The following is an 18,525-nucleotide window of genomic DNA, read 5'->3' on the forward strand; positions in this document are numbered from 1 at the left end:
GCAACACAAAAGTTAGACAAAATTGAATATTTTTAAACTGCTAAGGCATGTTCCCTGTATTCGCAGGGAGTCATGCCTTTTGTTTTCTGTGATATTCGTCGATTGTTAAACCAATCGACGTAATTCTTTGTGATTTCCTTGAATTCTCCAATATCTTTACACTGTGGAAATCCATTAACACATTCTGTTTTAAGAAGATGAAAGAAGCTTTCAATTGGCGCATTATCAAGACAGTTTCCCTTACGAGACATGCTTTGTATAAATTTTTTTCAGAGAGTTTATCGGTATAGTAATTCAATTGATAATGCCAACCTTGATCTGAATGAATTATTGGTTTTATTCCTTCCGGAATATTTTCTGTGAGTTCATCGAGTGTATCCATAATTAGTTTACTGTTAGGACTATTACTTACTTGAAATGCTAAAACGCCCTTGCTTGCTTCGTCAGTAATAGCTGAAACGTAAGCTCACTTAGTATCGGCCAAGCGCACTGCTCCTATGCTATTAGTTTACAGGGCAGAAGAAAATCTGTCCGTAAATCTAGCATAAGAGCATTCCGCCATTTAACTAGTCTTCTTTTCTTTTTTAGTTGTAACTATTTACCAAAACGCCACCACTTTTTAGGTTTAGGTTGTGACTCCAGGGTGCTATTTTCAGGTTCCGGTTGTTTGTCTGACGTCACTTCTTTTTCACCATCATCATGCGGTGCCATCGTTAGGGCTTTCAAGTCCTTAATTTCTGCCTTGTATTCTTCGAGCAGTTGTTTGTCCTGTAAGGCTAGCCGTTGTTGCTGATCTAATAAATTTTGCATTTGTGATATTTGTGAATCTTTATTTTCTATTTGCTTATCTTTGACAGCTAATTGTTGTTCTAATATTTTAAATACATAGCTATTATCCGTTGTTTGCTTATTATCACTGGTAACATTAGCGTTACCACCGTTACCACCAACGTTGCTACCTACTTTTTCACTGCCGTTACTACTAGAAAAATGCTGTTTTAAAAGCCTATACCCACTAACCGTTACTACTAATGTTTCTACTCCGTTACTATATACAGTTTCTACGTAGTTTGCTCTAAATTCATCGGTTAATCTTTTCCTAACTGCTTGCTTAGATACCTTGAATTCATCAGCAAGTTCTCGAATTGTTTTTAAATTTTCACTCATGATCTATATCCTGCCTTTTAACGATTGGTAGATACTGTTCAATCGATTTTTTAAGATACTTAGCAATATTCTTTTTCGAATAGTCATCTTGTTTATCTCTGATATATGCTAAGTGTTCTTTCACGCCCTTTAAACCACGTAACTCTTTTAATTCGTCATAAAGTGGGTAAACATTTTTCTGTAACCCTGACAAAATAGCCGTATCCGTCAAATCAATATATGACAACAAGAAATGTTCCATCAGCAATTTTGTATATGGACTTTTCATAGCTTCATACACGAGGTCTTTTTCACTTTCTTCTTGCCTTATCTTATCGTCAATATAAGCTGGATCATCTAACTTGTAACTAATATCATCTGCCACTGTTTTTTTAGTAATATGAAAGACAATACTATCAATGCTGCGTCCTTTTTTAACTTTCTCGTGCGTCACGTTAAAAGTTGTATGAGCATTTATTTCTTTTAAAGAGTTTTTCAAGATATAGCTCTCAAACCTATCAAACCTCTGATACTCATTAACAGTATCAGTCATTTCTCGCAACTCTCGAATACCGATTTTGGGATTACGATAGCTTTCTACTTGTTCTTCTCGTCGTCCACCTTTAACGCTGTAGTGATCATATTGGTTGTAATTCATTGATAACCAGCGATACAAAATAATTGCATACTTACTATTCAATTCTGCAATATCTGACAAGGCATGTTGGGTGAAATTGGTTTTGAGATTGATTAAGTAAGGCATGATTTCACGATGAAATTCAATTTTTACTTCGTCACTATAATCCGTCCATTCCACATAAGGGATTGGCACAATACTAACAAACTTAAACCCTTTATCTTGTTCTTTTTTAATATGAAAAAAAGCTTGTTTCTGCATTTTTTCAATCGCTTGTTTAAAGCGACTGTTCTTGTCATTATCATTGACTTTAAAAAAAGCAAACATTTCTTGCTTTGATAAATACACTGTTTGATCTTGAGGTGGATTGTCGGTATCAATTAAAGACACCGCTAGTTCAAACATTTTGAGTGGTGTTTTATCCATCTTGGCAATGGACGTGATTAAACTATTATGTTCGACGACTTTTCGTTTTGATAACTCATTCAAGGTGTGTACCTGCCTTGTCTTTGATTCTGGTATAATTGACATATAAATACGCTCCTTTGGGCGTGTTGTTGGATAAGCATAAAGAAAAACTTTTAGACGAGAATTTCTTTATGCTTTTATTGTATCACCATGTACCACAATTTATTTTTATCTTTGTGGGGTATACACAGTTTTTTTGTGGGGTATACACAGTTTTTTTGTGGGGTATACACAGTTTTTTTGTGGGGTATTATCCTGTTAAACCTTGATAATACTGACTTTATAACTGCGCAAAAGAACAAAAGATTAAAATATAAAAGATAAACTTATAATAGGCTTCGCCTTTTTACTGATTCAATTAAAAAACAAAACAAAAAGAACACGGTGCACATAAATTTGTACAGGGTGTTCTTTTTTGAATTATTTTAAATGATAGATTCCTAGTTATATAACATAATTGCCACTTATTAAGTCAATAGAGACGTTTTAACTTGGTTAATGATTATTTATACGTTGCGTGATTAAAAACGCTTAGAAGGGCAAATAAGCCGTTTTAACGTTAGAGAATAGGTCCTTTAAAAATATCACGCGTTAATTCAATGATTCGATTAATTAATGCTTTAACTTGTTCAATACCGCGATCTAATCTAGTTGGCGCTATTTTCGTATCTGGATCTGCTCTAGCTGTCGTCAGTGTTTTTAACCATGACTGGGCTACTTTTTTATTTTTTGTGAGTTCTTCATGATCCAGCTTATAAAGAACATACCGAGCCTCCACATCAGTATGCGATAGCTTGTCGACACCATAATCATTTTTAAGCATGTCTCGCATGGCATAATCTAGCTGTTGCTGTTCGCGCTGCCGCTTCTGAAGCGCTTGATGCGTTTCTTTCAGGTTTTGATAGTCTGCTTGGACATCTGCTAGCTGCGCTTTGACTTGGCCTAACGTTTGCTTAAGTTCTTCTGTCTCATGCTGGCTTTGTAAGGTGGCTTTCTTCATTGTGGCTAACACGCTTTTAAAGCGATCTAAGTCATCAGGTTTAAGCACCGTCTTACCAAAGAGATTTTTAGATAAGTCTTGTTTAAAGGCATCAATTTGTTTTTCAGCTAAGTCTACTTCTATTAGGGCTTGATCCGTGATTTTAAGTACGGCCTGTTTAGCCCTAATATTTTCTTCAACGTCAGCTAGTTCTTTTTTTAAGGCGTTAAATTGATCGTTGTATTTTTTGATTTCGGCGACATTCTCAAACGGTAAGGTTTTGTTATTTAAAATGCCTTGTTCATAAAAGGGCAGCACCTTTTTTAAATGCTGATCTAAATCATCGTGGAAAGTTTGTAAATCATGGCGTGTGAGCACTTCTTTAGCCGAAACTTTATCACGTGCTTTTTTTGCATCAAAAACCACTGGGACAAAGGCATAGTGCAAGTGAGGGGTTGTCTCGTCATAATGCACCACCGCGGCTACGGCATTTTCTTGACCATAACGGTCATTCAAAAAATTAGTGGTTGCTTCAAAAAAGGCGCTTTGTTGCTCGTAGGGCGCTTCTGCTATTTCTTCGGGTAAAGTGACTATCCAAGTGGCTAACGCCTTCACATCGTCTCTTTTCATGCAATAAACGTCATTTAAACGCGCATTGAAGCGTGAAAGCATATCGGAACCATCCGCCATGAGATCTTGATTCAGATAGGATTTCGACACATCAATTTCTTTGTTCGTGTGATGGTCGGTTTTACGTTCAAAGTGAACCGCTAAACCAGGGACTGCGCCACGCGTATTTTTCTTTAAATGCGCCATCAAAAATGCCTCCTCGAAAAAGGTTTTCCAAGACCAGTATAACACCGTTAAAAATCTGGTATAGCCTGTTATACCAAAATAATATTTTGGACAGGCTCTGCGAGGCACGTCATCGACAAGCGATGACAGTAGCGTTTCCCCTTCCTACTGGGGAAACTGCTATTTTACAGCGCCACTTATCCGGCTTGTAAAACCTCCGGCGGGTCACGCCGTGACGGGGCAATTTATCATTGCAGGATCACCTTCAGTGAGAGCATGTCATGCAGAACGCTACCCGCGTGGGGCAAGCTGCTGTCAGCTTAACCACAAAAAAATAAATTGGGATAGTATCGGTATCTATCTCAACTTATTCTGAGTGCGTATATATTCCTCATCGTAATCATCTCAATCAAAAATTATGATCAATATTCAAGATAAGGAAATTTTAATTACAACTACAACTACAGCTATAGTTACACCTGTAGTTGTAGTTGTAATTAAAATATTTAACCAAAATCAATTTGATCTAACATAGTCTCACGACTAGCTTGATCCAGGCCAAGATAAGTAAGCGCCTGTTTTACGCATGGTGTGTGTGCCTAGCATAGTTGATACCTAATAGATCACCAACACGTGACAAGACCCGGGTTGACCCCAGAGCATAAGGCAGAAAATCCAGTAGCGAACGGTTTTTGTTCGTTACTGGATTTTTTGTCTTATGTGGCCGGGGTCAGGGTCGTCGGAGCGTATTTCAGAAGCCGAAGGGTGCTCAAAATAGCATAACTGCTCAACTATACACATTCCAAAAAAGTCACTCACCCATCACATCTTCCGCCAGACCTTCAGCATAATCAGCATCGCCACAATCAAGGCGACAGAAATCCCCAAAGTCAGCATCCAAGCATATTGCATCCCGGCTAACGGGAGTTTCTTCACGTTCATCCCATAGAATCCGGTAATGATCGTTGGCACAGCCATGGTCAGTGACCAAATTGTCAAAAATTTCATTGTATCGTTCAGGTTGTTATTAGCAAGGCTGTTGAAGGTATGATCGATTCGGTCAACGACTTGGGTTTCAATCTCAAACATCCGTTGGACCTGTTCTCCTTCAATTTGCACGTCTTCGAATAAATCAATTTTATCTTGGTCAGCACCGACACCAAAATGGGTCTTTGGCAAACGATCGAGTTCACTGAGATTGGTTTGGACCGCGCTGGACAAAAAGGTCAACGTCTGTTGAAGATATGAAAGTGAAACCAAGTCACTGTTCTTCGTCTTCTGGTTCAACATTTTATCCAAATAGTTGCGTTTCTTGGTAATGGCGCGAGAAATTGGGATAAAGCTGTCAACAACTGTAAACAGTGTTTCCAGAATAAATGCATCGACGCTCTTAACCTCGGGATTATCCAATGCCGAGTAAAGTGCCGTGTTGACTTCAGGTATGTCGCTTTGATTAAACGTGAATAAAACGCCCTTATGGAGCAACATGCCAAATGGCTGGGTAATGTATCTCAGCGCATCTTTGTCGAGGGCATACGGCGCCAGAAAGATGAATAATTGGTCGTCCTCATTGATATCATAAACATAATTAGTACTTTCATCATTATCAGTGACGTACTCAATAATATCTTCATCGATGCCATACTGATCTTCGAGGGTTGCCCGTTCTTCGGCATTTATTTGAATCGTTTCGATCCATTTGGTTCCATTGATTGTCTTTTCGGGTTTGATCATTTAGTAATTCCCCTGTTAGTTATTAACCTCTATTTTAGAATAAAAGAAAAGAAGCTGCATACAAATTTTTAAATTGTCAACGACTCCCAACTGCTAAACATGCTCTTATACTAAAAAAATGGACTATTTTTATTCAGTCCGTAAAATGAAAGTATAGGAGTATTTTTATGTCAATTCGTTATTCACAAGATTTCAAAGATTCATTGGTTAAACTTCACCAAGAAGGCCGTTCACTCAAATCATTAGCAGAAGAATTTTGACCATCAAAAGATTCTATTGCTATTTGGGTTAAACAAGCTACCCCAATCATGATCAAGGGTCAGTCAAAGACTTTAAAAGACGTCAAGCAACTAGAGAAGCGCCTCGCTGTTTTGGAGGAAGAAAACGAAATTTTAAAGCGAGCGGCCATCTTACTAGCCAAAAAATAGTCCGTAATGTGGGATTGCCGCTAGTTAATCAATTTTTAGCACAAGGCTACGCGCTTGTGCGTATTTTAAGTGCACTTAAAATCAAATCTAGTACCTATTACAATTGGCGCCATTGGCAGCCCAGTCGACAAGAAAAGCGTAGAGAATCCCTAAAACCTTATATTTTAGACGTTTGGAAAACCTTTAAATTTTATGGCTATCGTCGTATTGCTGCTTATATTCACCTAAACAATGACTGTCCAAAAATATCTGAATATATGACACTCAAATTAATGCGTGAATTAGGGATTAGATCACGCATGCAAAAACGTTATCGCAAGCCAAAAACTGTGGTGACGGTTGATCAAAAGCCCAATCTGATTAGACACTTGCATGATTTGAGTGGTGTTTGGCAAACAGATATTACTTATATTCAGTTGACTAATCACAGATGGGTCTATTTAGCGACCGTTTTGGATCCTGAGAAGAGAAAAGTATTGGGCTATAAAATTGGCGATACAATGACAGCCGAGCTAGCCACAAGTGCCTTACAGATGGCGTTAGATAAGCATCGAAAGCCACTCATTATTCATTCAGATATGGGATCACAATACACGAGTGCTGAGTTTAATATTAAATGCCAAAATTATGGCTTGAAACATTCTTATTCACTCAAAGGCCATTCGTACGATAATGGCCGTATGGAAGCGTTTCATTCAATATTGAAGCGTGAAGAGGTTTATTTGAAGGCATACCAAACATTAACTGAAGTCCAAGCAGCCATTGGTTGGTATATCAATTTTTATAATCGCAATCGTATCTCAAATGTCGCCTAATTAACTGAATAAAAATAGTCCAATTTATTGACTTCTGAGCAGGGTTGCTAGGTAATACTTTTTGAGTCATAATTTTAGACGCTCCAATTTTTGAGTATTTGATTTGTTTTTCACAAACAAAATATCATAAAAAAGAGCTCCTATGGTTTTCACCCAACGGGTGAAAGCGCAAACCCCGCTGAAACGGTATTAACTTGCTGTTTCAGCGGGGTTTTGTTTGTCTTGATGAATAATCCGGGCAGTATTAATTAAAAAATTTGAGCAAATTTTCTTGTTTTCCTTTGTGAAAAAGTTTACAATCTAAGGTGTTGTGAAAAAGTTTACAATCTAAGATGTTGTGAAAAAAATAAAAGGAGAACAAACATGGAAGCACTTGTGTTAACTGGTACAAAAAAATTAGAGGTTAAAAGCATTGAAAAACCTGAGGTTAAGCCCAATGAGGTTTTGATTCATACAGCATTCGCTGGTATTTGTGGTACTGATCATGCTTTGTATGCCGGCCTTCCCGGCTCAGCAGATGCTGTACCACCAATTGTTTTGGGTCATGAAAATTCCGGTGTTGTAGCTGAGATTGGTTCATCTGTTACAAACGTTAAAGTAGGAGACCGTGTGACGGTTGATCCCAATATTTACTGCGGTCAATGTAAGTATTGCCGTACGGGACGCCCAGAACTTTGCGAAAACTTGTCGGCTGTTGGTGTTACACGTAATGGTGGGTTTGAGGAATACTTTACGGCACCTGCATCAGTTGTTTACCAAATTCCTGATAATGTGTCATTGAAGTCAGCTGCTGTGGTTGAACCTATTTCATGTGCAGTGCACGGAATTAAGTTGCTTAAAGTAACACCATATCAAAAAGCTTTAGTTATTGGTGATGGATTTATGGGTGAACTATTTGTTCAACTTTTGCAAGCTTATGGCATTCACCAAGTCGATTTGGCCGGTATTGTTCCTGAAAAGCTTGCTATGAATAAAGAAAAATTTGGCGTGAAAAACACCTACAATACCAAAGATGGTGATAAAATTCCTGAGGGCGCTTATGATGTTGTTGTTGAAGCAGTTGGTTTACCACAAACACAAGAAGCAGCCATTGAGGCTTCAGCCCGTGGTGCTCAAGTTTTGATGTTTGGTGTTGGCGGTCCTGACGCAAAGTTCCAAATGAACACTTATGAAGTCTTCCAAAAGCAATTGACGATTCAAGGATCATTTATCAATCCCAATGCCTTTGAAGATTCATTGGCATTGTTGTCATCAGGCAAGTTGAATGTTGAGGATTTAATGTCACATGAATTAGACTACAAGACTGTTGACGATTTTGTTAACGGTAAGCTTGGTGTCGTTTCCAAAGCTGTGGTTAAGGTTGGCGGAGAAGAGGCATAATCAATGGATTCACAAGACGTCTTAGACAGTAAAATTCATGGTCGCAAGTTAACACTTGGTGCCTCATTGTCTTATTTTATTTTCTCTTTAGTGATTAATGCTGCCGGTAACGTTTTAACTGTTGTTACAAGTCAAAAAATACACCCACCCTTTTTAGGATCAGCGTATTGGACTGCTGCATCAGCTGGAGTTAATAAAGCGATATTTAATGGAAACAGCAGCATGCTGGGATGGGTGTTTTTCGTTATTGGTGTGGCTGTTGCTATTTTAAATGTCTTTCTTCAGGGACACTTTAACGCAAGAAAATTTTTTGGTAACATTGCATTCATGGTGCCTTTCTCCGCATTGATTAGTTATTTCGCCAATATCTTTTCAAGCATTATGCCTGATTCACAAAGTATTGGTATGACAATTTTCTATGTTATTTTGAATTTTTTCGGTATTTTCTTAATTGCCATTGCTATTTCTATTTATCAACGTGTTAATTTGGTATTACATCCAGCAGATGATTTGATGCAAATTTTACGCTTTAAATATTTTAAAGGTTCCGCGGCCAAGGCCATGTGGGCGTCCTATATTCCACCAACTATCTTAGCTATTATTGCAATCATCATTTACCCTGATTTTTCAAATTATGGGTTAGGAACAGTTTTTGCCTTCTTATTCCAGGGTGGTATAACTGGTTGGGGAGACAAGGCAATTTTCCCAAATTTAAAGCACCAAGGCGTGTAAAAGTAACTGATAAATTAATGGTTAATATCTTAAAGGAGCAAATTAAATGGCATTTTCAGATTATTATTCAGGGGTCCAACACATTGGTATTCCTACAAAAGATTTGGGAACAGCAGAAAGTTTTTGGACAAAACTTGGTTTCAAAAAGACGGGTGATTTCCCAGTCGGAGATGTTATCTTTATGCAGCGCGATAATTTAGTTATTGAGACTTGGCACGCTGATGAGGTGGCTGGTAAGCCTGGTGCGATTAATCATATTTCAATGGATACAACAGACGCTGATGCTGCTTTTGCTGCAGCCAAATCTGAAGGATTTGACTTAATCGACGATGAAGTACAACATTTAGATTTCTGGAAAAAAGGAATTAAATTCTTTAATATTTCGGGACCAGATGCTGTGATTGTTGAATTTTGTGAAATTGTTAAGTAAAAGATGTTTCTCAACGGCTATCTTGCGATGGCCGTTTTTTCAGACATGTTCAGGGAGAATTATTATGTAAAAATATTAGCTTAAATTGTCTGTGAACAATCTATTAGACTCACAATGATGAGCGCTATATGATTACTGTGAATAATTAATTGATAAAGAAAAGAGAACAAGATGGGATTATTGGGTGCAATTGAAGCAGGTGGAACAAAATTTGTTGTTGCTGTAGCTGATCATAGTAATCCAGTAAATCAGCGTGAACAGGTTTGAGGTAGAGAGTGTTGGCTTTACCTGTTTTTTGATCGTGGATGAATGTATTTTGCTTAATCGTTCCATCTGCGGTGAATACATCAGACTTTTTCAGCTGCATGACATCACTGACCCGTAGTAAGGTCGCTTTACCCAGTCGAAAAATGGTGTAATTACGCCGACCAGCTCGAAAACTGTCCAACAGCGTCTCCTGGACACTTGTTAGGACGTTAGAATCTTTGATTGGTAAAACAAGTTGTTGCACTATAACCTATTCACCTCTTTTTTTAGCATTAGAATCCAACCCTTACAGGCGTTATTTTAAGCGTAATCTAAAAAACAGCCCCTAACAAATCAAGTTGATTTGTTAGGGGCTGTTTTAATAGTCTTTTTGAGGGGTCATTAATCACAAATAGACCCTCTTGTTGTTAAATTAATGTTCTAATTTTATATGCTAAACCAGGGAAAGCCATTAGCATCTTTTCTTTCCAAACCTCTGGATCAACATCAATTGCCATAACAGGAATTAGTGAATTGATATCATCTACTGCTGTTTGGCTAATTTCAGCAGCGCCCACGAGATGATTTTGCTTGTCAAAGACTAATGATAATCGTGCGTGATCATCTGTTCCAGCATAAAGAAAGTCACCTTGAGTAATATCAATATCTTTAATTGAATAATTACTGTCTTCCTTTGCTTTATCAATACTAATTCCAGCTTGAGCGAGTTGGGGGAATGTGAACGTAACGGTTCCAATTACTGGGTACCTAAGAGGTTCAGTTGTTTTATTAGTAAGTAAGGCACTTAAGTAGTCTGCTTCAAACTGTGCCGTAGAGGTTAATGCTGGTGCGGTTTTATCAACAATATCGCCCATTGCGTAAATGTTATTTGCTGATGTGGTCAAATATTTATCAACTTTAATTCCGCGGTCGCTGTACTCTACACCAGCATTATCAAGTTTCAATGCATTAATTTCAGGAACTCTACCACTGGCATTAATAACTTTATCAAAAGTGCCAAGGTTGCCGTTAGCTGATTGAGCCTCATAGCCAGTTTGTGCTTCGGTAACAGCTGTAACATTTGTGTTAAATATAAAATTAATACCAAGTGAGTTTTTCATTTCATCAACTAACTGATGAACGTGTTGGCTGTAAAATCCCTCTAGTGGTTGGCCGGATCGGACAATAACTGTTACTTTAACCCCGGCAGCAGACAACAATGTAGCAAATTCCATACCAACGTAACCACTTCCGATAATTGCGACGTTCTTTGGAGTATCTTCGAGTTCAAAAAGGTTAGTACTAGTAAGTAGGTACTCGTGGCCAGGAATGTTAAGAGGATGCGGCTTTTTTCCGGTTGCGATTACAAAATTATCAGCAGTGATTTTTTTATTATTAACTTCAATGGTATGTTGATCAACAAATGATGCTTCACCCTTGATGGTAGTCGCACCCAGGCCTTCATACATACTTTGCATATTATTTAGGAATGACGCCATAGCCTTATTCTTTTGCTGAATAAGCTCTTTCCAGTCAAGCTTAGCTGGTTGAGTAATTCCCTTACCTTGCAAACGCATTGAAGTTAAGGTTGCTCGTGCTGCTCCTTCTAAGAAAATCTTGGGTTCGCAGCCTTCGTTAGGGCAAATTCCGCCAAACCGATTCTTTTCAACAACCGCGATTTTCTTTCCGCTATTCTGCATTCCCAATAGGAAACGATAAACTGATGGCCCACTGCCAATAACAACGTAGTCAAACTTCATTTATAGCTTTCCTCCATTTATTTTGTTTTCTTCTTATCCTCAGTTTGCTTTTGATGTTCAGCGATATTACAACCGTCTGGCCCGCATACAGCAGCATCATTATTATCGCCAAATATTGTATTAAATTGTGGCTTATCTTCGGTCATCGTAAATTCCTCCTAATTTTCTTCTGCTTGAACTCGCTTTAAGGCTTTAACAAAGACTTCATATGGTTGGGCACCACTAATTGCATACTTATTATTGATTACAAAAAAAGGTGCAGCATGAATACCGGATTGTTGAGCCTCTGCCTCGTCATTGACCACAGCTTGATGATATTGGTTAGAATTAAGCACTTTTTCTACTTCGTCTTTAGCAAGCCCAGCTTCCATTGCCGCATTTAATAGCACATCATGGTCAGAAATCGATTGACCATCACTAAAGTAAACTTGGTAGAAGCGTCTAATTACTCGTTCAGTCAAATCAGGATCATTTTTAGCTTCTGCGAATTTAATAATCCGGTGCGCATCCATAGTATTTGTAGGTACTACACTGTCAAGATCCATTGGTAGACCATCGTTATGCGCCATTTGTTCGATGTAAGCCATTTGCTTTTTGGCCTGTGGCTCCATTGCCTTATTTCCCTGAGTGAAGTGATTAATGTATCCTTCATCGGTTTCCTTTGGTGTTGAAGGGTTAAGCTCGAATGATTTGAACTCTAATTCAGTTGTGTCATAAATACCAATTTCCTTCATTGCTCGTTTCATTCGGTTAGAACCGATATAACAAAAGGGGCAAGCAATGTCTGACCAATATTTGATTTCCATAAAGTAATTTTCCTCTCTTTAATCTTTAACCGTTTGCCGATGCTTTATGGCTTCGAAATATTCAAAGGCGTTTTGCCCAGCAATACCACCATCGCCAACCGCAGTTGTAATTTGCCGCAGTTGCTTTTGCCGGACATCACCAATTGCATAGATTCCAGGAATTGTTGTTTCCATTTGATCGTTAGTTATAATCCAACCAGCTTGATCGGTAATATTTAAATTATTGAAAATTTGGCTGTTTGGAAAGTTACCGACATAAACGAAAACTCCATCCGTGTCTAGAGTTGTATCATCACCGACCTGATTGTTATGAATTTTTACTCCAGTAACATGATTTTCATCACCTAAAATCTCTGTCACACTAGTATTCCAAGTGAAATCTATCTTATCGTTATCAAAAGCACGATTTTGTAATACCTTTTGTGACCGTAACTGATCGCGACGATGAATGACATTAACTCCATCAGTGACATTAGCTAAGTACAATCCTTCAGAAATTGCTGAATCACCACCGCCAACTACAGTCACGTTCTTTCCTTTAAAGAAAGAACCATCACATACTGCACAGTAAGAAACCCCTTTTCCGGAGAACTTTTCTTCACCTGGTACACCTAATTTTCGATTATTAGATCCTGTTGCAATAATTACTGCGCTTGCTACTAACTCGTCACTATCGGTTTGAATATGCTTCATTTGTTGATCATCAACGGTAACGTTTTGGACATCACCATATACAAAATTTACTCCGGCCTTAACGGTTCCTTGATACATTTTCTCACCAAGTTCAGGACCCTTAATTGTTGTAAAACCAGGGTAGTTTTCAATGTCATCGGTGTTGTTCATTTGTCCACCATAAATACCGCGATCAAGCATTGCTACATTTAAATTAGCTCGTGCTGCATATAAGGCAGCGGTCATTCCACCAGGACCGGCCCCAATCACTACTACATCATATTTCCTCATTAAATTTCACTCCAATCTACTTATTAGTCGTCACGTAACGCTAATCCCTTATCCAATGAACGATTAACAATGACTTCTTGTGCATCAATAATGGTTACCCACTATATAATCTAAATAGTCTTGGTCTTTATGGGTTTCAGTTTTCTTATTAAGGAGTCGGACATAACTTTCAGTTGCTAACGTCCCCATACCGCCAAGAATAGTAAAAAACTTCTTCATTATTTAATAGTGTTGGTAATGAAATTTTCGACTTCTTCTTTAGTCTTCCGATCTTTATTGACAAGTCTTCCGATTTCTTGCCCATCTCTAAAAATAACGAAGCTTGGAATACCAAAGATATTTAGTTCTTGAGCCAATTCGGTATTCTCATCACGATCGACACTGATGAAAGTGTAATCTTTGAATTCTTGTTCAATTTCTGGTAGATGAGGCTTGATAAAGCTACAATCAGGGCACCAAGAAGCCATAAAAACTAAAATATATTTTCCATTCTTCAGTTTTTTATCAAATTCTTTTTTATTCATTACTGATAGTTGTTCCATTCAGCTTCTCCCCTCTTAACCTAATTAGTATATTGAGCAAGAACGGTTTTAAGTTGGTCCTTACTGTGGAGGCCAACCAGCTTATCAACTACTTGGCCATCTTTTTTGATAATTAAGGTTGGAATAGACATAATTCCAAATGCTATTGGTGTTTTTTGATTTGCATCTACGTCCATTTTAGTGATTTTGACTTTATCGCCAATTTCTTTATCAAGTTGTTCAATAATCGGTCCTTGCATTCGACATGGAGGACACCAAGTAGCCCAAAAATCAGTTAATGTAACACCGGTACTAGTTTCTTTCACAAAGTCTTTGTCAGTTAAGTTCTTAACCATAAGAGTCGCTCCTTTATAGGTAATATTTAATTAAAGTTGTTAATTGTGATTGATCAATAAAACGGGTAATTTTTTCAACGATTTTTCCATCACGCAGCAAAATAGTACTGGGTGCGGAATAAACATTGTATTTTTTTGCTAGTTCTGGGTGAGCATCTGAATTCACTACCCGAACGTTTAAATATGAATTAAAGTCATGGCTAATCTTATTTATTATTGGTCGCTGCGTATAACACTGGGCGCACCAATTATTCTCAAAATTAATTAAGGTTAGCGTTTTATCAATAGTAGACAAGTTATGTCACTGCCTTTCAATTATTCAATTGTTTACTTGAATAGTTTAATAATATCATATACTTTTTGTAAGTCAATATAAAAGCACGATTTAATCAATAAATGACTAAATCGTGCTTAAACTGTTTATTCTGTTATTTTATTCCAATCATAGTGACTTGAATTTAAACTAACTGCGTCAAAACCATTTCTATTTAAGATCTGTGTGGCAATGTTGGAATTAGCACATAGTCTTCCACGGCAATAAACAATAATCTTTTGATCTTTAGGTAATTTGGGCATTGATTCTTTTAATGTTTCCAATGGGACATTAATTGCCGATTGTATGTGGCCTGCTGCATATTCATCAGAAGGTCGTACATCAAGGACAAAGCTATTTTCGTATTCTTCTTGAGCTTGCTTTAAGGAAATGGTTTTAACGTCATCTTGAGCGTCTGATTTATCCTGAATTGTTTTCATATCTGAAAGTTCACTGTTGCCAATATCGGTTAATAGGTGCACAAGATCACTAATTTTGGGAGTACTAAGGCTATAAATAATATGATTGCCTTTTCGTTTTGTTTTAACCAGATGACTGTCCTTCAATATTTGTAGATGGCGTGAGGCGTTAGCTACACTTATTCCGACCCCGTTGGCAATAGTTTCAACTGATTTGGGTGCTTGAGTTAAAAGATCAAGAATTTCTAATCGTCGATCACTGCTTAGCCCCTTACCAATTTTAGATAGTTCTTTATATAGTCCATTTTTGTAGTTAACTGCTTGTTCAAACATTTTCTTTCCACCTTTTCAACTATTTTGTTGAATAGTTTACCAGTTTTCCTATGAAATTGAAATTCAATATTATTAGTTAATAAATTAATGGGCCTTGTCTCTTTAGATTTAGGAGTCATCCTATAAATTTGTCCCTCAACATTGCTTTTATCTTTATCATGCAACGGACTAATCGCAATCGGAACACCAATTAATTCTAACCGTCGTTTCCAATCCATTGGAATACTTTCTGGATATAACAAAAAAGTGAAGTATCTTGCCTTATCTTTAGCCATAATGTTAAAATTACCTTATCAGAACGAGCAATTAACGAGCGAACTTTTCAGCGGGTGCGCTCTTTTTTTATGCTCATTTCTGCCCTTTCGCTTGATTTTTGACAACTTCAGCCATGTAATTTCGCATGTCATAAGTAACAATTTTTCCTTGAGCCAATAATGCTTTTTTATATTCGGCATACAAATCTTTAGGAATACGGATAGTGACACTTTGCATTTCTTTTTTTCCAGCAGTCATAACTTAATCACCCCTAACTTAAATAGCTTCATACATATATTATAAAGCATTACATAGATGTAGTAAGGCATTACATAGATGTAGTAAAGCATTACAAATTTAGCCATTTTCGCCAAAAATGTCGCTCAAGCAAAAAGTGACTAAATCCCTTGGGCGAGTAAGGATAAGACCACATAAAATTCAATTTTGGCACTCGGCACTTAAAAGGGGGGTCGTAGTAGCCCCCCCCAATTTCCCTTTACAAAATTACCCATAAACTCAAATATGCCAACGAACATATTAACCACGATAAGTTTACATGCATGCTAAAATTTTTATAATTAATATCCATAAGTTTCTCCTTTCGATTAAGCGTTCTTATAAAATATAGTATTCTACTCAACCAATTTGGTCTCTTAATAAATAATATAGGGAAAATTTTTAAAACCGTGACTTTCAGTCACACTGACAAGCTGAACCAGCTTGACCGTTGCGACTTCTCCGCCAGTCGGGCTCGGGAAAACAGGCAAGCTGCTTTCCGCCTTTTAGCTTTAAATCTTCTAAGTCTATCAACTCCTTAAAGCCTCCCAGAGTGGCTAATTTCGCCTGACAGGCTCAATAAGCCACTCTAAGTCGATTTACCGTTGACAGACAGTTAAATAGCTCACTGTTAGCTAAAATCGCTTAGAACGCAAATAAGAAACTTTAAAATTAACGTCCAAAAATAAAAAAGTTCGAAGGAGCTAGCGACTGAACTTATTTATTTTTGAATGTTCCAAACTGACACAGTCAGTTACGTTTGAGCAACGCGAATTCTGATACATTTTTTAGCAATTACATCAGCCATTTATGAGTGATGTGTAAGTGCGCATTGTCATGATAATGCGCACTTACACACAACATGAAGTTGTGCCGTTCTAAAAACCTAAAATTTTGTATCAGAAATCGACTAATCGACAACAAAAAAGGACGGATCTAGTTATCCGTCCTTTCATCACATCATTCAGTTTCTTTATCGATTTCATTTGATAATTTCTTAACAAAAAAATGTTCTGTTCCAGTTAACGGATACTGTCTTTTTACGTAAACTTCTTTAAATCCAAATTTAGGATAAAAATCTTTACCTTGAAAATCAAATGTATATAAAAATATATTTTTACAATTACTCCGTATAGCTAAATCTTCGGCTTTTTTTAACAAATCCCGACCTAACCCATTTTTGCGCAAACTCTCATGAATAACTAAATAGTCTATATCCATCCAATTACCAAATATTTTTCCTGAAATACCCCCCATAACATTCTCACTATCATCTTTTATGTAAATAGCAAAATCTGTTTGATTTGCAGTTTCAAAATTTTGCTTATTATACTTTCTGATCATATTTTGTAATGTCATTAAGTCTGATTTTTCTGGTAATAATGTTTCTTCAAATTTCATAATTACTTCCCCCTAAAATAAAATTAAACCCTTACTTATTATTCAATACTTCGCCTGTATCTTTATCAATATCTGACCGACCATATCGACGTTCTTGATAAACAGCATCGAAATATAACCTTATCAGTCCAGTATGAGCTCTCAACACTGAATTTATAATTTTCATACTAGGCAAGCCATATTCAACCCCATGTAATTTAACAAAGCGCCTTAATTCACGCATATTTGCTAAATTATGATCGTCAATTAAATCGCAAACATCATTCAACATATCGTCTTTATCTTCAACATCAAGCGTGACATATCGGTCAATATCAAAATTATTCAGCAACGTAATGTCAGCTTTAGAATATTTATGCTTATGCTTTTCAATAGCGTCTTTTGATTCATGTGTCAGATACAAATAAATATTTTCCATACTCTGAACAACTATTTGAACCTTAGCAACACTTTTAACGCCTAAAACTCTTTGGATTCTCTTTCTAACACTGTCTGATGTAACAGGATTTTTCGTCACATAAACCACATGATAATGGGCCTTTTTATATTTATAGACCCTAAATTAAGGAATGTTTTAGTGACCACCTAGGATCATAGTTAACTCATAGCAAAACTCCTGGTATTTTACTTAGAAGTCAATAGATTAATTGGACTGCTTTATGGTGGTAAGTTATGACGTATTTTAACACCTTTAATTATAAGGCACAAAAAAAAAGCGACACAATTGTTAGGTTGTGACCTTTTTTGGCTCTATTTAAACACTTTAAACATTATATTGGTAGATGTAGATTGCAAAATTAATCCGAACGTCGTTCAGATTAATTTTGCAATCTACCATATACATAATCTGAAGTCATTGAAGCTTCTTAAGGGCCTCTGCTTACTAGTTGATTGATAATTATCATCTAATTTGGACAATGCTATTGAACTTTTTTAGGCATCCTCATTTCATGAAGATAAGTCAAACCATTAGGGTATACCCTAGTGGCCGTTTTTGATCCATTATCAATGGCTTTTTAAATTAGGGCCTAGTACTTTTGGAATGGAAATACTTTCCAACACCAAAAATTCTAGACCCGATTATTTTTGTTAAACGAGATTTCTATATATAATGGAATTATAAATTTACTGTTGGGGGTTTTTATGACTGATTTATTTGCAGATGAGACTATCTCTATCCATGGAGCTCAAGAAAATAACTTAAAGGATGTCAGTTTAGATATTCCTAAGCATAAAACGACTGTATTTGCTGGTCTTTCTGGGTCTGGTAAATCCTCTTTAGTTTTTGATACATTAGCCGCTGTTTCCCGACGTGAATTGAATGAAACTTTT

At 36.8% G+C, this 18,525-nt stretch carries 20 protein-coding genes and 5 pseudogenes; 5 read left to right on the forward strand and 20 right to left on the reverse strand.

Features of this window, described 5'->3' with window-relative positions:
- Positions 1-32 precede the first annotated feature (32 nt).
- From FFM55_RS10175 to FFM55_RS09485, 6 genes and pseudogenes are all read right to left on the reverse strand, one after another.
- Positions 33-251 (reverse strand): IS3 family transposase, encoded by a 219-nt coding sequence (locus FFM55_RS10175; protein ID WP_137600995.1) that lies wholly within the window; start codon positions 249-251, stop codon positions 33-35.
- A gap of 343 nt (positions 252-594) precedes the next feature.
- Positions 595-1,167: a DNA-binding protein gene (locus tag FFM55_RS09465; protein WP_137600996.1), complete on the reverse strand. Its 573-nt coding sequence runs from the start codon at positions 1,165-1,167 to the stop codon at positions 595-597.
- Positions 1,160-2,314 (reverse strand): RepB family plasmid replication initiator protein, encoded by a 1,155-nt coding sequence (locus FFM55_RS09470; protein WP_137600997.1) that lies wholly within the window; start codon positions 2,312-2,314, stop codon positions 1,160-1,162. Before FFM55_RS09470 ends, FFM55_RS09465 begins: the two co-directional genes overlap by 8 nt.
- A gap of 496 nt (positions 2,315-2,810) precedes the next feature.
- Complete coding sequence (gene mobV / locus FFM55_RS09475; RefSeq protein WP_137600998.1) at positions 2,811-4,046, reverse strand: MobV family relaxase; 1,236 nt, start codon at positions 4,044-4,046, stop codon at positions 2,811-2,813.
- 485 nt (positions 4,047-4,531) lie between these two features.
- Positions 4,532-4,671 (reverse strand): annotated as a pseudogene (locus tag FFM55_RS10015) (site-specific integrase); the annotation flags it as partial.
- 176 nt (positions 4,672-4,847) lie between these two features.
- Complete coding sequence (locus FFM55_RS09485) at positions 4,848-5,759, reverse strand: magnesium transporter CorA family protein (protein WP_043941961.1); 912 nt, start codon at positions 5,757-5,759, stop codon at positions 4,848-4,850.
- Positions 5,760-6,195: 436 nt separating this feature from the next.
- On the opposite strand from FFM55_RS09485, the gene FFM55_RS09495 reads away from it, so the two are divergent.
- The 4 genes from FFM55_RS09495 (at position 6,196) to FFM55_RS09510 (ending at position 9,544) form a co-directional block, all read left to right on the forward strand.
- A complete protein-coding gene (locus FFM55_RS09495; RefSeq protein ID WP_170999690.1) occupies positions 6,196-7,002 on the forward strand; it encodes an IS3 family transposase in 807 nt (268 codons plus the stop codon).
- A gap of 363 nt (positions 7,003-7,365) precedes the next feature.
- Entirely contained in the window at positions 7,366-8,382 is a 1,017-nt protein-coding gene (locus FFM55_RS09500; RefSeq protein ID WP_137601000.1) for a zinc-dependent alcohol dehydrogenase family protein, read from the forward strand.
- A gap of 3 nt (positions 8,383-8,385) precedes the next feature.
- Positions 8,386-9,114, forward strand: coding sequence for a DUF6198 family protein (locus tag FFM55_RS09505; RefSeq protein ID WP_137601001.1), 729 nt, complete (start codon positions 8,386-8,388; stop codon positions 9,112-9,114).
- Between the two features lie 46 nt (positions 9,115-9,160).
- On the forward strand, positions 9,161-9,544 hold the full coding sequence (locus FFM55_RS09510) for a VOC family protein (protein WP_137601002.1): 384 nt from the start codon (positions 9,161-9,163) through the stop codon (positions 9,542-9,544).
- A gap of 208 nt (positions 9,545-9,752) precedes the next feature.
- Here FFM55_RS09510 and FFM55_RS09515 read toward each other — a convergent pair.
- The 14 genes and pseudogenes from FFM55_RS09515 to FFM55_RS09575 form a co-directional block, all read right to left on the reverse strand.
- Positions 9,753-10,058 (reverse strand): annotated as a pseudogene (locus FFM55_RS09515) (site-specific integrase); the annotation flags it as partial.
- 160 nt (positions 10,059-10,218) lie between these two features.
- Complete coding sequence (locus tag FFM55_RS09520) at positions 10,219-11,550, reverse strand: dihydrolipoyl dehydrogenase family protein (RefSeq protein ID WP_137601003.1); 1,332 nt, start codon at positions 11,548-11,550, stop codon at positions 10,219-10,221.
- Positions 11,551-11,567: 17 nt separating this feature from the next.
- On the reverse strand, positions 11,568-11,696 hold the full coding sequence (locus FFM55_RS10105; protein ID WP_004909440.1) for a hypothetical protein: 129 nt from the start codon (positions 11,694-11,696) through the stop codon (positions 11,568-11,570).
- A 12-nt stretch (positions 11,697-11,708) separates the two neighbouring features.
- Positions 11,709-12,356: a DsbA family oxidoreductase gene (locus FFM55_RS09525; RefSeq protein ID WP_137601004.1), complete on the reverse strand. Its 648-nt coding sequence runs from the start codon at positions 12,354-12,356 to the stop codon at positions 11,709-11,711.
- Between the two features lie 18 nt (positions 12,357-12,374).
- A complete protein-coding gene (trxB, locus tag FFM55_RS09530) occupies positions 12,375-13,319 on the reverse strand; it encodes a thioredoxin-disulfide reductase (protein WP_137601005.1) in 945 nt (314 codons plus the stop codon).
- A 90-nt stretch (positions 13,320-13,409) separates the two neighbouring features.
- Positions 13,410-13,538, reverse strand: a pseudogene (locus tag FFM55_RS09535) (aspartate racemase); the annotation flags it as partial.
- Positions 13,538-13,861, reverse strand: a complete 324-nt coding sequence (locus FFM55_RS09540; RefSeq protein ID WP_014335294.1) for a thioredoxin family protein — start codon at positions 13,859-13,861, stop codon at positions 13,538-13,540. The gene FFM55_RS09540 and the pseudogene FFM55_RS09535, both read right to left, overlap by 1 nt.
- Positions 13,862-13,881: 20 nt before the next feature.
- Positions 13,882-14,196, reverse strand: coding sequence for a thioredoxin (gene trxA / locus FFM55_RS09545; RefSeq protein WP_111303645.1), 315 nt, complete (start codon positions 14,194-14,196; stop codon positions 13,882-13,884).
- 13 nt (positions 14,197-14,209) lie between these two features.
- Positions 14,210-14,491: a thioredoxin family protein gene (locus FFM55_RS09550; RefSeq protein ID WP_008855846.1), complete on the reverse strand. Its 282-nt coding sequence runs from the start codon at positions 14,489-14,491 to the stop codon at positions 14,210-14,212.
- Positions 14,492-14,616: 125 nt separating this feature from the next.
- Complete coding sequence (locus FFM55_RS09555; RefSeq protein WP_137601006.1) at positions 14,617-15,261, reverse strand: ArsR/SmtB family transcription factor; 645 nt, start codon at positions 15,259-15,261, stop codon at positions 14,617-14,619.
- A 119-nt stretch (positions 15,262-15,380) separates the two neighbouring features.
- Positions 15,381-15,536: pseudogene (locus tag FFM55_RS10180) on the reverse strand (Rep family protein); the annotation flags it as partial.
- A gap of 73 nt (positions 15,537-15,609) precedes the next feature.
- The gene (locus FFM55_RS09565) at positions 15,610-15,774 is read right to left on the reverse strand and encodes a transcriptional regulator (protein WP_137601007.1); all 165 of its coding nucleotides are present in this window, start codon (positions 15,772-15,774) and stop codon (positions 15,610-15,612) included.
- A gap of 978 nt (positions 15,775-16,752) precedes the next feature.
- On the reverse strand, positions 16,753-17,193 hold the full coding sequence (locus tag FFM55_RS09570) for a GNAT family N-acetyltransferase (protein ID WP_137601008.1): 441 nt from the start codon (positions 17,191-17,193) through the stop codon (positions 16,753-16,755).
- A gap of 31 nt (positions 17,194-17,224) precedes the next feature.
- Positions 17,225-17,743: pseudogene (locus FFM55_RS09575) on the reverse strand (Rep family protein); the annotation flags it as partial.
- Between the two features lie 593 nt (positions 17,744-18,336).
- On the opposite strand from FFM55_RS09575, the gene FFM55_RS09580 reads away from it, so the two are divergent.
- The coding region (locus FFM55_RS09580) for a hypothetical protein (RefSeq protein WP_137601009.1) at positions 18,337-18,525 on the forward strand (189 nt) is incomplete at its 3' end.

The organism is Weissella sagaensis, assembly GCF_005405285.1.
Taxonomy (GTDB): Bacteria; Bacillota; Bacilli; order Lactobacillales; family Lactobacillaceae; genus Weissella; species Weissella sagaensis.

Bases quoted from the DNA above. Each gene is read 5' to 3' on its own strand.
- FFM55_RS10175 (WP_137600995.1), bottom strand. From the start codon at position 251: ATGTCTCGTAAGGGAAACTGTCTTGATAATGCGCCAATTGAAAGCTTC.
- FFM55_RS09465 (WP_137600996.1), bottom strand. From the start codon at position 1,167: ATGAGTGAAAATTTAAAAACAATTCGAGAACTTGCTGATGAATTCAAG.
- FFM55_RS09470 (WP_137600997.1), bottom strand. From the start codon at position 2,314: ATGTCAATTATACCAGAATCAAAGACAAGGCAGGTACACACCTTGAAT.
- mobV (WP_137600998.1), bottom strand. From the start codon at position 4,046: ATGGCGCATTTAAAGAAAAATACGCGTGGCGCAGTCCCTGGTTTAGCG.
- FFM55_RS09485 (WP_043941961.1), bottom strand. From the start codon at position 5,759: ATGATCAAACCCGAAAAGACAATCAATGGAACCAAATGGATCGAAACG.
- FFM55_RS09500 (WP_137601000.1), top strand. From the start codon at position 7,366: ATGGAAGCACTTGTGTTAACTGGTACAAAAAAATTAGAGGTTAAAAGC.
- FFM55_RS09505 (WP_137601001.1), top strand. From the start codon at position 8,386: ATGGATTCACAAGACGTCTTAGACAGTAAAATTCATGGTCGCAAGTTA.
- FFM55_RS09510 (WP_137601002.1), top strand. From the start codon at position 9,161: ATGGCATTTTCAGATTATTATTCAGGGGTCCAACACATTGGTATTCCT.
- FFM55_RS09520 (WP_137601003.1), bottom strand. From the start codon at position 11,550: ATGAAGTTTGACTACGTTGTTATTGGCAGTGGGCCATCAGTTTATCGT.
- FFM55_RS10105 (WP_004909440.1), bottom strand. From the start codon at position 11,696: ATGACCGAAGATAAGCCACAATTTAATACAATATTTGGCGATAATAAT.
- FFM55_RS09525 (WP_137601004.1), bottom strand. From the start codon at position 12,356: ATGGAAATCAAATATTGGTCAGACATTGCTTGCCCCTTTTGTTATATC.
- trxB (WP_137601005.1), bottom strand. From the start codon at position 13,319: ATGAGGAAATATGATGTAGTAGTGATTGGGGCCGGTCCTGGTGGAATG.
- FFM55_RS09540 (WP_014335294.1), bottom strand. From the start codon at position 13,861: ATGGAACAACTATCAGTAATGAATAAAAAAGAATTTGATAAAAAACTG.
- trxA (WP_111303645.1), bottom strand. From the start codon at position 14,196: ATGGTTAAGAACTTAACTGACAAAGACTTTGTGAAAGAAACTAGTACC.
- FFM55_RS09555 (WP_137601006.1), bottom strand. From the start codon at position 15,261: ATGTTTGAACAAGCAGTTAACTACAAAAATGGACTATATAAAGAACTA.
- FFM55_RS09565 (WP_137601007.1), bottom strand. From the start codon at position 15,774: ATGACTGCTGGAAAAAAAGAAATGCAAAGTGTCACTATCCGTATTCCT.
- FFM55_RS09570 (WP_137601008.1), bottom strand. From the start codon at position 17,193: ATGAAATTTGAAGAAACATTATTACCAGAAAAATCAGACTTAATGACA.